Genomic DNA, 13633 nt, shown 5'->3' on the forward strand with positions numbered 1-13633 from the left:
GAAGTCCTGCTCGTGGCCATCAAGGGTCCCGACTGTGGACAGCACATCACCCTCACCCGGGGCAGCTATTCGATCGGTAGGGGCGATTGCGACCTCCGTGCCCTGGATCCCGCCCTATCACGGCACCACGCCGACATCGTGGTCGATCAGACGTCAATTGCACTCGTCCATGCACCCACCGATCAACGAGCCGCCTCACCTGCTCCTCGGGGTCCATTCCTTCTAAGTGTGGGGGACGAGTTTCAACTGGGGACCACAACCTTTCGCATTTGCCCGGCTCGACCACACGGCACGGAAAACGCCACCTCGGCACAAATTGAGTGGCCGCCTCGACCGTCCACCCTTCACGTGAGGTCGGCCACGAACAGGCCCTGGCTGACCATGGCAACCGCGGTCATGCCACTGCTCATCGGCATCATCCTGGCCGTGACCCTCGGCTCATGGATCTTCCTGGCATTCAGTGCATTGGGACTCGTCACCGGCGGAGTACCGGCGACGAGCGAATTGTTCAATCGCCGAAGGACACGCCTGCGGATACGCAAGCGATCCGCCCTTCTCCTAGCCGAAGTTGACGCGGCCGTCCCGCCTGCTGGGCTTCTCGCGTTCCGCAATACGCGTCCACCCGCCGATGCACATCCTGCCAAAACGCCTGGTGCCTCGAGCGTCCATCCCCTGCGATTCGGCTCAGGCTGCGTCAGGCCCCCTCTCAAACTAGAACCCGCTACATACCGCGGACCACAAATAGTCCCGATACCCGGTGCCGTCATCGCCAACGTTTCTCCAGGAGGACTTGGCCTCATCACAGGAAGCGGCGCAATGTTCGGCGCTGTCATCCGTTCCGCCGTGCTGCAACTCGCGTTCTCCTGCGAGCGTTCCAGCGCGCATCTCCTGATCGTGGGCGCAACGGAACTGCTACCGCCCGAGGCCCGGTATCTACCAGGGGTCCACGCATGCCATGACGTGGATGCCGTCGATTCGTTCCTCGATTTGCTGCCTCCCGGATCGGTGGTGATGGCCATGCCCGGGCTCGAGAGACACGGCCAATTGGTTTCGCGTGTCCGGGCAGCGGCCCATCGTGGACAGATCCCGGGCGTCGTCCTGGCCGGGGTGTCACGGCAGGAGACATCGGACTGGGTCCTCGACGTCACGACGGCCAGTCTCCACATCGACGACCTGGTGGTTCGACTCGGTCTGGACGGCATCTCGCAGGCAACCCTGGCGAACGTCGGAATCGCGGCCGAGCCGGAGATCTCCACCACCGTGTTCCCCTCCACAGGGGTCGACGGCGTCACCGGCCGACTCGCATCGCCGGGATCCCGCACAACAGAACGTGTTTGGCGCGACTCCAGCGAATTGGACTTGCGTTGCCGCATCGGGCAGGGCATCGAAGGCGACCTCGATCTGGATTTCGTGGGCGATGGCCCCCATGTGCTCGTCGCCGGAACAACCGGGGCCGGAAAATCCGAATTGCTCAAATCCATCACCATGGACCTCATTTGCCGCTATGGTCCAGACCAGCTCGCTCTGGTCTTGCTCGATTTCAAGGGCGGTTCGACGCTGAGCCCGTACGCCGAGACTCCGCACTGTCAAAGTCTGGTCACGGACCTGAACGTCGAATCCGGAGAGCGGGTGTTGGCCGGCCTCAGAGTCGAGCTCCGGCGTCGGGAATCCTTGTTCAAGGATGCCCATGCCGAGGACTACCAACGCTACCGTCGCTCGGCGCCGTCCGGAGCGCCTCCCCTGCCGCGGTTGCTCGTCATCGTCGATGAGTTCCGTATCCTGACGGACGAGTTGCCCGACGCCGTGCCGGAGCTCATGCGCATCGCCACCGTTGGGCGCTCGCTCGGAGTCCATCTCCTGCTGGCGACCCAGCGACCCCAGGGCGTGGTGACGGCGTCCATGCGGGCCAACATCAACACAATCATTTCGCTTCGGTTGCTCAACACGGGAGACTCGCAGGAATTACTGGGGTCGGCCGTGGCAGCGGAAATTCCCACGTCTTCCCCGGGATCTGGATATGTCAGGACAGCGGGCGAGCCGCCACGCCCCTTCCGCTCCATGCCCGTTGATGGGCAAAACAGGACGTGGACCGTCCAAGAACTTGGACCACGATGGCAGGATTGCCGCACCGTGGCGACAGTCCATGGGCCAACCCCGGCTGAGTCGACACCGGCCTTGGAACTCGCCGCCTTGACTGCCAACAGGGTCATGCCAGCCCTGCCCGTCTCGTCGTTTGCCCCGCCCCTGCCTGTCGAGCTTCATTTCATCCCCGGCAGGTTGAGACGCCAACGGCCCAACGGTGCCATCGCCCTTGGCCTGCTGGACGACATCGAACACCAGAGACTGGCTCCCCTCTGGTGGGATCCTGAACGGCAACGCCGCCTTGCGGTGATCGCCGGACCTGGCAGCGCTGCGCCGTCCGCGCTGCTGCGCGTCGTGGCAACGCTCGCCCGGGAGTCGCCCGAGCGCCACATCTACGTTCTGGATGGCACTGGCCACTTTTCCTGTGTGGCGGGGATTCCCCGCGTAGCCGGTTACGTGGGTATCGATGAACCCGAACGAGTCTCGGACCTGTTGGATTCCTTCGAGGGTCCTGCCGATTCGACGGTCGATGCCAGCCCAACGCGGATTCTGTTGATCAGCGGCCTGGCCGGCTGGGCAACCGCGTTGGGTGCATCGAATTTCGCCTCCCTGGACGATCGGGTGGCCGTCCTCGCGAGAACGGCGAGCCAACGAAACGCCAGTCTCATCGTCATCGGGGACCGCGATTTGGTTTCGTCCCGCTACCTCGCTTTGGCGGAGCACCGCCTGTATGTGCGTTTTGGTCTTGGCCCTGAGACCACCATGGGCTGGCCGAAACTTCGCCAGACCGCGCCACTTCCCGGCCGGGCGGTTTGGGTGGGACCGGATACAGCTGCGCAAGGTGGCATCGTCCAACTTTGCACGCCTCCGCCGTCGAGCACCAACGTCGGCGGACCGCGCCCCGAGCTCCCCATACGCAGGTGTCTTCCGCTGCCGCATCACGTCCCCGCTGCACCAGTGGAACACAACCGTGCGCGGCCCGGCGTTTACCACGTCGGCGTCATGGGGCCGGAGAACCGGCCCTGGACGTGGGAACCGGGTGCCATCGGCCTGGTTCTTGGCGGACCGCGGTCGGGAAAGACGAGCTTGATCAGGCTCCTGGCACATCAGCTGGACGGGCAATTCAGCATTGCCCAGGACGTGGATCCCGACGACGTTGCCCCGGATGTCCTCCTCCTGGACGATGCACTGGAGCTTTCCGATGCACGCTTGGCAACCCTGGACGCCATGATCCGCTCCGGAACGCATGTCATCATGACGTCCGTTCCGGATCGCGCCAGGCTTCAACGCCTTCCGTCGTCCGCGCGGATGTTGCCCTCCAACGCCTACCTGTTGCTCAATCCCCGGCAGGCAAGCGACGGCGATCTTCCTGGCTGGCGCCTGCAGCCCCATCGGCAGTCACTTCCGGGTCGGGCGATCGCCATGGTCGGCGGCTCCTTGAAACAAGCCCAGTGCGCCCACTGGGAAGATGGCCAGGAGGGCTAGTCCCGCTGCTGGCGGTCGCCGAAATATGCCGTGGCCTTCGGATCGAAAGTCAGCAGGAGAATCGCTGCGGCAGGAACGAGCAGCGCAGCACCCAGCGCCAGGGCCCAACCGCCCGCACCAAGAAACGAGACGGCAAAAATGATCTGGAAGACCTGCCACACGACGGCAGCCGCCCGCGTCCAGGCATGCCCACGGTAAACCTGGAACGCAAGATTCGCCTGCCAGGCAGCCGCCCCCACGATCAAGGCCAGCATGAAGAGCCGTCCACCCAACGGCACCGGGCCCGCAGCCGGCAATGAGGTCGCATACCAGGCTGCGGCACCCAAGGCAGCCGCCGCCTCCAGGAGCAATAGGCCAAACACGACGAGGATGGACACCGGCCGAGTCGGACTCGGAGCACGGGCTTCTGGGGTCTCACCGGAGGCGTTCGAAGAACTCACGTCCTCGAATCTACTCGACGGCACCAATACCGCGCCGACATATCCGCCCCTCCGCGGCCATCCACGGCATCATTCCACGCGCAATACATGTCCTCTTGTGACGGATCCCTCACGCGTAAACGCCGATTAGTTCCCATCCACCCCTTGTTTACGTGCAGGTAACATGAAAACCTTATTAGGCAGTTGCACGGGAGCATGGTTTGATGCTCCCTTTTGTGCTGCCACCGCCCCGCTTTTCGGTTCGTCCGTGGTGGGTCGTTCCCTGACATCTAGCCCCAAGGAGCATCAAAGAGCATGGATTGGCGTAGTCGCGCAGCCTGCCTGGACAAAGACCCCGAGCTGTTCTTCCCCGTGGGGAACACCGGCCCGGCGTTGCTCCAGATCGAAGAGGCCAAGAGCGTCTGCCGCCGGTGCCCCGTCATCGACACCTGCCTCCAGTGGGCCATCGAATCCGGTCAGGATGCGGGCGTCTGGGGCGGCATGAGCGAAGATGAGCGTCGCGCGTTGAAACGGCGTGCGGCAAGGGCCCGCCGCGCCTCATAGGCGCAGGACCTCAAGCCGTACGGAGGGGGCGAATCCCAGGATTCGCCTCCTCCGGCTCGTTAAACTTCCCGTTGAACGACGCCCCGAATCCCGATGAAGTGCCCGATCCCGGCTACACGGCCTCGGATCGGTGACGGTGTTTCCGGCTCCCCGGGCAGATGTCCCCGGTATCCTCCGGGATTCTAGCTACCATCGTGGGGTGAGTGAACATGGAGGCAGCCCCGGCCAGGGCACACTGATCGACGGCCGCTACCGCATCATCGAGCGGTTGGCGGTCGGCGGCATGTCCACCGTGTACCGGGCCACGGATATCCGGCTCGAACGCAGCGTTGCCCTGAAACTGTTGCACCCGCACCTTGCCGAAGACCCAGCATTCGTCGAGCGGTTCCGCACCGAAGCGATCACTGCCGCCGGCTTCTCCCACCCCCATATCGTCGGGGTATTGGATACCGGTGTGGACGGAACCACCGCGTATTTGGCCATGGAGCTCATCCGGGGGCACACGCTGCGGCAGCTGCTGAAGGATCAGGGTCGTCTGGCGCCGCGGCAGACGTTGGCGCTGCTGGACGCCATCGTTGAAGGGCTCTCGGCTGCCCACACCGTCGGTCTGGTCCACCGGGATATCAAGCCGGAAAACGTGTTGCTCTCCGACTCCGGCCAGATCAAGGTCGCTGACTTCGGGTTGGCTCGTGCGGCGACGAACCAGACGTCCACCGGAAACCTCATCGGAACCGTTGCATACGTTTCCCCCGAGCTGGTCACAGGTGCCCCCGCCGATGCCCGAAGCGACATCTATGCGCTGGGCATCATGGCCTATGAAATGCTGACCGGACAACAGCCATTTGTCGCGGACACCCCCATTGCCGTTGCCTACAAGCACGTCACCAGCGATGTTCCGGCCCCCTCCCTGGTTCTGCCCGGCCTGGCCACCGATCTCGACGAACTCGTCGAGTTCTGCACGCGGCGCGAGCCCGAGGACCGGCCGCAAGATGCGGAGGCCCTGTTGGGCGAGATCCGACAGATCCGCCGTACGCTCACCGACGAACAACTGGATCATCCGGCTGTCGAACCACGGGAGACCGGAGGCCCGGCCTTCGCCCCGCACCCCCCCACCAGCGTCGGGGAACCAGCTGCGGGATCGGCTGAAACGGAGGTCATCGACCGCGGCGGGCAGCAGGGCAACGCGACCGAGGTCATCGGAGGGGGAAGCAACGAGACCAGCGTGATAGCTGCGGCCGGGGCCACCCGGGCGCTGCCCCGCCTCCAGGACGGCACCGACACGGGGCAGCTCTCAGCTGTCGTTCCGGTATCCGAAACCACCCCAACGGGCGATGACCGCCCCCTCTCCCCCCGGGCCAGGGAACGACAGGCCCGCAAGGACGACAAGTCAGCCCGCAAGCAGTGGGCGCGCGAAGCACAGAAACCGCGCGAGAGCCTCGAGTCCCCGTCGTCGCGACGGCGGGGCTGGATCTTGGGCATCGTCCTGTTCCTGGTTGCCGTAGTCGTCGCCACAGGGGCCTGGTTCTTCGGCATGGGGCCCGGTTCACCGGTGCAGATTCCCCAGTTCAGCGGCCAACCAACCGCAACGGCGGTGCAGTCGCTGGCTGCCGATGGTGTGGCCTCGACCCAGCGGCAGGTCTTCGACGAACAGATCAAGCAGGGGCGGGTGGTCGGTTCCGAACCGGAGGCGGGGGCGACGATCCGCCGTTACCAGTCAGTCGAGCTCCTGATCTCCAAAGGTCCGGAGCTTTTTGCGGTCCCGAACGTGGTCGGCCGTGACGCCAAGGCCGTGGACAAGACATTGAAATCGGCCCACGTAACCGCGGGGAAGGTATCCAGGGAATACAACGAATCCATCGCCGCTGGCCTGGTCGTCTCGCAGGATCCGGCGCCCGACCGCCAGGTCCGCCGGGGAACCAAGGTCGCCTACGTCGTCTCACGGGGCCCGGCTCCCGTCAAGGTCCCCGACGTCACCGGACGCTCCGAAAAGGATGCGGTGGCCACGTTGGAAGCCGCGGGATTGACGGCGAAGAAGGCCGGCGAGGAGTTCGACGCGAAGATCGCCAAGGGTTCGGTCATTTCCCAGGATCCGGCCTCCGGAACGGCCAAGCGGGACTCCACCGTGACCTATACCGTGTCCAAGGGACCAAAGATGGTCGAGGTCCCAGGAGTCCGGGGCAAGCAACTCGACGAGGCAACACGGATCCTCGAGGAAGCCGGGTTCGTAGTCAAGGTGAACGAAAGCAGCTTCGGGATCATCTTCAACACGGTGGCCACACAGGATCCGAAGGCCGGCAGCAAGCAGCCGGAAGGGTCGACCATCACGATCGGGGTCGTCTGACCGAGGGTCCACCCTGCCACGGCAAAGCCCCCGCCGGGATCACTCCTGCCGGGGGCTCCGCCGTGGGGACAAGCGCTCAGTCGGTGCGCGGCTTCCGTCCGGCCAACGCACCGGAGACCAGGAATGCCATCTCCAGGGACTGGCGGTGGTTCAGGCGCGGATCGCAGACCGATTCATAGAGGTCATCGAACTGGTCTGCCCGGATGGGATCGGCACCGCCGAGGCATTCGGCCACGTCATCACCTGTCATCTCAACGTGCAGGCCACCGGCATAGGTGCCCAGTGCGTTGTGGACTTCGAAGAAGCCGCGGACCTCGTCCATCACGTCGTCGAAGCGACGGGTCTTGTAGCCGTTCTCGCTGGTGACAGTATTGCCATGCATCGGATCGGTGACCCAAAGGACCTGGGCACCGGAGGCGGTGACCTTCTCGACGATGGAGGGGAGCTTCTCGCGGATGTTCTTGGCACCCATCCGGGTGATGAAGGTCAGGCGGCCGGGCTCCCGGTGGGGATCCAGCTTCTCGACCAGTGCCACGGCGTCCTCGCCGGTGGTGTTCGGGCCGAGCTTCACGCCCAACGGATTGCGGACCCGGGACAGGAAGTCCACATGGGCACCGTCGAGCTGGCGGGTGCGCTCCCCGATCCACACGAAGTGGCCCGAGGTGTCGTAGGGCTGGCCGGTCCGCGAGTCGGTGCGGGTGAGGGCCCGCTCGTAATCGAGGAGCAGGGCCTCGTGGCTGGCGAAGAACTCGGTGGTCTTCAGTGCATCGAAGTCGGCGCCACAGGCGTCCATGAAGCGCACGGCCCGGTCGATCTCGGCTGCCAGGGATTCGTACTGGGAGTGGGCCGGGTTGGCGCGGAAGCCCTTGTTCCAGTTGTGCACGCTGCGCAGGTCGGCGAACCCGCCCTGCGTGAACGCACGGATCAGGTTCAGCGTGGCGGCCGAGGTGTTGTAGGCCTTCACCATGCGTGCCGGGTCGTGCCGGCGGGATTCGGGGGTGAAGTCGAAACCGTTGACGATGTCCCCGCGGAAGGCCGGCAGCGTCATGTCGCCCCGGGTTTCGGTATCGGAGGAGCGCGGCTTGGCGAACTGGCCGGCCATGCGGCCCATCTTCACCACGGGCATCGAGGCGCCGTAGGTCAGCACCACGGCCATCTGCAGGATCGTCTTGACGCGGGCGCTGATGCGGTCGGCTGTCGCGGCGGCAAACGTTTCGGCACAGTCCCCGCCCTGCAGCAGGAACGCGTGGCCCTGGGCCGCTGCGGCGAGCCGTTCGCGCAGGATGTCCACCTCACCGGCGAAGACCAGCGGCGGCAAGGATGCCAGTTCGGAGACGGCCTGGGCGTGCTCCGGGGTGCCCGACCAGCTCGGCTGCTGCGCGATGGGCAGCTGGCGCCAGGCATCGAGGCCGGGATCCGTTGCGGGCCCGGGCACCGGGGTGTGGAAGGGAACGGAGGGCTGGGTCGTGTCATTCACCCGACCAGCGTAGCCGGGTCGGAGTCCGGCGCCCTATTTCCCGCGTAAAGTTTCGGAGCCGTCGGCTTCCCCGTCCTCGCGGGGTGCACCGTCGTCGTGCCCTGTGCCGGTGCCGGTGGGTTCGTCGTGGCCGGGCGTGGGGGTGCCGTCCTTGGGGGTCCTGATGTGTTCGACTTCCTTCTTGGCCGCGTCGACGGTCGCCCTGACCTGGGCGCGGGCGTTTTCGGCGAGCGTTTCGCGGGCCGCCTTGCGCTCGGCGACGCGTTCGGCGGTGAGCTTGGCCTTGACGGTGGAGGCATACGTGTCGACGTATTCCTGGCCGGAGAGGCGCATGAGGGCGTACATGATCTCGTCGGTGACCGAGCGCTGGACGAACCGGTCCTCCTCCATGCCGGCGTAGCGCGAGAAATCCAGTGGTTCGCCGATGATCATGCCCACCCGGCGGATGTTCGGGACGGTCTTGCCGATGGGCTGGACCTTGTCGGTGCCGATCATGGCCACGGGGATGACGGGCACCCCGGTCGACAGGGCCAGCTTGGCCACGCCGACCTTGCCGCGGTAGAGCCGGCCGTCGGGGCTGCGGGTTCCCTCCGGGTAGATGCCCAGCAGCTGGCCGTCCAGCAGGGCGCGTTCACCGGCGCCGAGCGAGTTCGCCGACGCGGCCCCGCCGGAGCGGTCCATCGGCAACTGGTTGGACAGCCGGAAGAACAGTGCGGTGGCCTTGCCCTTGAGCCCCTTGCCGGTGAAGTACTCCATCTTGGCCAGGAAGACCACCGGGCGCTCCACGGCCACGGGCAGGAAGATCGAATCGGAGACGGAGAGGTGGTTGCTGGCCAGGATGGCGCCGCCCTCGGCGGGGATGTTGGACATCCCCTTGACCCACGGCCGGAACAGCAGGTTGACCAGCGGCGCGATGAACAGCCGCTTCATGAACCAATAAAACACGTGTGGGAGCCTTCCGCCGGGCGGATCGTCGGGCGCCCGCATCTCACGGACCCCATGTCGGTTACGCTCTACTCTAGGCACATATCCATTCCGGGGCACCAACCCCGGCCTGCTTGGGAGCGGTATGGAATTCTCGACCCTGGCCCCGTCCGACGCCGCCGACGGCTTCCGGGTGCGCGGTCCCAACGGCGATGCCGTGCTGCTCATCCACGGTTTCACCTCGGGTCCGCGCAGCCTGCGCCCGTGGGCAGATGCCCTGCTGGCCGGCGGATACACCGTGTCGTTGCCGGTGCTCCCCGGGCATGGCACCCGGTGGGAGGATCTGGCCGCCACCGGACGCGAGGCCTGGACACGGGCCGTCGAGGACGAGTTCGATGCCCTCGCCACCACGCACCGCTTGGTCTTCGTCGCCGGGCTGTCCATGGGCGGCACACTCGCCCTGCATCTGGGCATCCGCCGCGACCCGGCGGGGATCGTGCTGGTCAACCCCGCCTTGAGCATGGTCGACCGGACCTCAATGCTGGCCGGTGTGCTGCGGCGCTTCATCCCCTCCGTACCGGCCATCGCGAACGACATCGCCCTCCCGGGCCAGGACGAGGGCGCCTATCCACGCACCCCCGTGGCTGCGGTGCACGAATTGCGCCGGCTCATCACCGCCACCCGCCGCCACCTGGACACCGTGCGCGCCCCCGTGCTCGCCTACCGTTCCCTGGTCGACCACGTGGTCTCCGAATCCGGGATCAATGCACTGCGCCGCGTCCTGGTCGGCATGCACCCCGCGGGCGTGCCGCGCCTCCAACTGACGTATCTGGAACGCAGCCTCCACGTGGCGACCTTGGATTACGACGCCGATGCCATCTTCGCCGGTTCCCTCGCCTTCTTCGACCGGCTGGGAGGGCATGGACATGGGTGAGGACGAACGCCATTCCCCCCGGGACAAGGCGGCCGACGAGGCCGCGTGGCAGGACCTGGTGAACCGGCTCGGAGACGTCGGGGCGGACGTGGAAGCCGAAGCGGCTGCTGCCGACCCGGCCCCGGGTGGACCCGATGCGCCGGCGGAACCGGAGGCACCACACCTCGGTGGCCCCCGTGACTACGTCGCGGCCGACGAGCCGGAGGAGGACTGGGCCCCGGAGGATCCCCCGGCCCTGGGCTCCGGCAACCCGGTGACGGTGCTGGCCTGGATCTGTGCCGCCGGCGGGCCGATCGCCCTGCTGCTGGTGGCGATCCTGTGGCGTTCGGCGCCGATGCCCGTGTGGATCGGGTTGTGCGTGGTGTTTGTCGCGGCGGCCGGCTACCTGGCGTTCAGGCTGCCCCGGCATCGCGCCGAGGGCGACGACGGCGCCCGGGTCTGATCCGCAGGATTCCGCACCCGGGGCCCCGGTTACCGTTGGGCGTCTGCCGCGTCGCGGCGGGCCAGGTCCGCGGCGCCGATGAGACCCGCGTCGGCGCCGAGCCCTGCCCGGCGGATCCGCGCGAAGGGCCGGTAGCCCCGGCCCGTGAGGTGGCGCCGGTAGGACAGTTCCGCCTCCTCCAGCAGCTGTGCCGATGCCGCGCCGAGTCCGCCGCCGATGACGAAGGTCCCGGGGTCCAGGGCGGCGGCCAGGTTGGCCAGTCCGAGCCCGAGCCAGCTGCCGGCCTCGGCGACCAGTTCCCGGCAGGCCGGATCGCCGGCGGCCGCCAATTCGGTGACCAGTGCCCCGTCGATTGCGTCGATGTCGCCGGCGGCGGCGTCGAGCAGCGTGTGGGCGACCGGGGAATGGGCGCGTGCCAGTTCGCGGCCCTCCCGGCCCAGCGCGTTGCCGGAGGCGTACTGTTCCCAGCAGCCGCGGTTGCCGCATTCGCACCGGTGGCCTCCGGGCATGATGACCTGGTGGCCGAACTCCCCCGCCACCCCGTACCGTCCCCGCCGCACCCGGCCTTCGGTGACCAGCGCCCCGCCGATGCCGGTCCCCAGCGTCAGGCACACCAGTGACGATTCGTCCCGCCCGGCGCCGAACCGGTATTCCGCCCACCCTGCGGCGTCGGCGTCGTTCACCACGGCCACGGGCGTTCCCAGCAGCTGCACCAGCCGGTCACGCAACGGTTCGTTGCGCCAGGCCAGGTGGGGGCTGAACAACACGGTCCCGGTCTCGGGGTTCATCCAGCCGGCGGCTCCGACGCCCACGGGTGCGTCAGGGGCCTCCCGGCGCAGCCCGGCCACCAGATCGGCGACGGTGCGTTCGACCAGTGCGGGGCTGGAACCCGGCGTTGCGGCGCGGTCCCGGCGCAGGATCCGTCCGGAGGCATCTACCAGTCCGGCGGAGATCTTCGTGCCGCCGATGTCCAGCCCGATGGATGGCCGGTCCTCGGATCCCGGGGCCATGGCACCGAACCTTTCATCGGTCCTGTTTGGACCATAAGTTACTAGCGAGTACGTTAGTGATGCGACCCACTATGCTTGGAGCAACGATCCAGATCGTCCGCCACCCACTGGTGAATAACTATTGAAGCAAGAGGAGCACACCGTGCGAGAGTTCAGCGTACCCCCGCTCGTGGTCAGCCCGCCGACGGCCAACACCACGGATTTCGTCCTGGAACAGGCCGCCGGGTCCAACCCCATGCTCTTCGCCCGCCCGGACGGGCACGGCGGCTGGATCGACGTCTCGGCCCGCGAATTCTCCGCCGACGCCAAGGCGCTGGCCAAGGGCCTCATCGCCTCTGGCCTTGAGGCGGGGGCACGCATCGGCATCATGTCCCGGACCCGGTACGAGTGGGCGCTGGTGGACTTCGCCGTCTGGTTTGCCGGGTGCATCTCCGTGCCGGTCTACGAGACCTCCTCCCCCAGCCAGGTCGCCTGGATCCTCGGCGATTCCGGTGCCACTGCCGTCATCGTGGAATCGCCGCACCACGAGAACGTCGTCCGCCAGGCGGCCATTCAGGAGCAGCTGGACCAGGTCACCTCGGTGTGGCAGCTCGACGGCACCGGCCTGGACACGCTGCGCGAGGCGGGCGCCGACGTCAGCGACGAACTGCTCGAGGAACGCCGCTCCTCGCTGAACCTGGAGAGCGTCGCGACCATCATCTATACCTCCGGGACCACCGGGAGGCCCAAGGGGTGCGAACTCACCCACCTGAATTTCGTCGAACTCAGCCGCAACGCCCAGGCGGCCCTGCCCGAGTGCGTGCACGAGGGCGCCGCGACGATCATGTTCCTCCCGCTGGCCCACGTCTTCGCGCGCTTCATCTCTGTGCTCTGCGTGGCCGGTGGCGCCAAGGTCGCCCACACCCCCGACATCAAGAACCTGCTCGATGACCTGCAGGGCTTCAAGCCCACGTTCATCCTCGCCGTGCCACGCGTGTTCGAAAAGGTGTACAACTCCTCGATGCTCAAGGCCGAGGACGGCGGCAACCTCAAGGCCAGGATCTTCCACGCCGCGGCGCGCACCGCAGTGGCCTGGTCCCGTGCGGAGCAGTCCGGCAGCGTCCCGCTGCCCCTGAAGCTGCGCTACAACCTCTTCGACAAGCTCGTCTACTCCAAGATCCGCGAGGCCATGGGCGGGCGGATCAAGTACGCCGTCTCCGGTGGCGGCCCGCTGGGTGAACGCCTGGGCCACTTCTTCCACGGCGCCGGGCTGACCATCCTGGAGGGCTACGGCCTCACCGAGACCACGGCGCCCATCACGGTCAACACGCCGAAGCGGATCAAGATCGGCTCGGTGGGCACCCCCCTGCCGGGCAACGCCGTCAAGATCGCGGACGACGGCGAGATCCTCACCCGTGGTGTCTGCGTGATGCGCGGCTACCACGAGCGCCCGGATCTGCGCGAGGAGGCCTTCGACGGCGACTGGTTCCGCACCGGGGACATCGGAGAGCTCGACGCCGACGGCTTCCTGCGCATCACCGGACGCAAGAAGGAGATCATCGTCACCGCCGGCGGCAAGAACGTCGTCCCCGGCCTGCTCGAGGACCAGATCCGGGCCGACGTGCTGGTCTCCCAGTGCCTGGTCATCGGGGACAACCGCCCGTTCATCGCGGCACTGGTCACCCTCGACGCCGAGGCGCTGCCCGGATGGCTGGCACGCAACCAGCTCAAGGGGCTCTCCATCGAGGAGGCCGCTGAGCGCCCCGAGGTCAGGGACGCGATCCAGGCGGTCATCGACAAGGCCAACCAGTCGGTCTCCCACGCCGAATCGATCAAGGCGTTCCGGATCGTGCCGACCGACTTCTCCGAGGCCTCGGGGCACCTCACCCCGTCGCTGAAGGTCAAGCGCGGCCAGGTGCTCAAGGACTTCGAGTCGGTCGTCGAGGAGATCTACTCCGCCCGGAAGCCCGCCTGAG

Annotated in this window: 10 protein-coding genes; 6 read left to right on the forward strand and 4 right to left on the reverse strand. The window is 66.9% G+C overall.

All coding sequences use genetic code 11. The annotated features are described in order from the left end of the window. Positions 1–396: 396 nt before the first annotated feature. Positions 397–3567: an FtsK/SpoIIIE domain-containing protein gene (locus ACN0TP_RS16035; protein WP_417220574.1), complete on the forward strand. Its 3171-nt coding sequence runs from the start codon at positions 397–399 to the stop codon at positions 3565–3567. On the opposite strand, the gene ACN0TP_RS16040 is transcribed toward ACN0TP_RS16035, so the two are convergent. After that, the gene (locus ACN0TP_RS16040; RefSeq protein ID WP_417220576.1) at positions 3564–4007 is read right to left on the reverse strand and encodes a hypothetical protein; all 444 of its coding nucleotides are present in this window, start codon (positions 4005–4007) and stop codon (positions 3564–3566) included. The two genes, ACN0TP_RS16035 and ACN0TP_RS16040, sit on opposite strands and share 4 nt — an antisense overlap. Before the next feature lie 294 nt (positions 4008–4301). On the opposite strand from ACN0TP_RS16040, the gene ACN0TP_RS16045 reads away from it, so the two are divergent. Together ACN0TP_RS16045 and ACN0TP_RS16050 are read left to right on the forward strand one after the other, a co-directional pair. After that, positions 4302–4550: a WhiB family transcriptional regulator gene (locus ACN0TP_RS16045; RefSeq protein WP_086994524.1), complete on the forward strand. Its 249-nt coding sequence runs from the start codon at positions 4302–4304 to the stop codon at positions 4548–4550. 199 nt (positions 4551–4749) lie between these two features. After that, positions 4750–6891 carry a protein kinase domain-containing protein gene (locus tag ACN0TP_RS16050; RefSeq protein WP_417220579.1) on the forward strand — a complete coding sequence of 714 codons (2142 nt, stop codon included), beginning with the start codon at positions 4750–4752 and terminating at the stop codon, positions 6889–6891. Between the two features lie 76 nt (positions 6892–6967). Here ACN0TP_RS16050 and ACN0TP_RS16055 read toward each other — a convergent pair whose 3' ends face one another. After that, positions 6968–8368, reverse strand: a complete 1401-nt coding sequence (locus ACN0TP_RS16055) for a class II 3-deoxy-7-phosphoheptulonate synthase (protein WP_417220581.1) — start codon at positions 8366–8368, stop codon at positions 6968–6970. Between the two features lie 33 nt (positions 8369–8401). Next, positions 8402–9313 (reverse strand): lysophospholipid acyltransferase family protein, encoded by a 912-nt coding sequence (locus ACN0TP_RS16060; RefSeq protein ID WP_417220584.1) that lies wholly within the window; start codon positions 9311–9313, stop codon positions 8402–8404. Between the two features lie 124 nt (positions 9314–9437). On the opposite strand from ACN0TP_RS16060, the gene ACN0TP_RS16065 reads away from it, so the two are divergent. Then, positions 9438–10226 carry an alpha/beta hydrolase gene (locus ACN0TP_RS16065; RefSeq protein ID WP_417220587.1) on the forward strand — a complete coding sequence of 263 codons (789 nt, stop codon included), beginning with the start codon at positions 9438–9440 and terminating at the stop codon, positions 10224–10226. Continuing rightward, positions 10219–10668: a hypothetical protein gene (locus ACN0TP_RS16070; protein ID WP_417220589.1), complete on the forward strand. Its 450-nt coding sequence runs from the start codon at positions 10219–10221 to the stop codon at positions 10666–10668. Before ACN0TP_RS16065 ends, ACN0TP_RS16070 begins: the two co-directional genes overlap by 8 nt. 29 nt (positions 10669–10697) lie before the next feature. Here the strand turns inward: ACN0TP_RS16070 and ACN0TP_RS16075 are convergent, their stop codons facing one another. Beyond that, a complete protein-coding gene (locus tag ACN0TP_RS16075; RefSeq protein ID WP_417220591.1) occupies positions 10698–11678 on the reverse strand; it encodes an ROK family protein in 981 nt (326 codons plus the stop codon). A gap of 142 nt (positions 11679–11820) precedes the next feature. On the opposite strand from ACN0TP_RS16075, the gene ACN0TP_RS16080 reads away from it, so the two are divergent. Then, on the forward strand, positions 11821–13632 hold the full coding sequence (locus ACN0TP_RS16080) for an AMP-dependent synthetase/ligase (RefSeq protein ID WP_417220593.1): 1812 nt from the start codon (positions 11821–11823) through the stop codon (positions 13630–13632). Position 13633: the final 1 nt, after the last annotated feature.

Source organism: Arthrobacter sp. (assembly GCF_048266065.1).
In the GTDB taxonomy this organism is placed as follows: Bacteria; Actinomycetota; Actinomycetes; order Actinomycetales; family Micrococcaceae; genus Arthrobacter_H.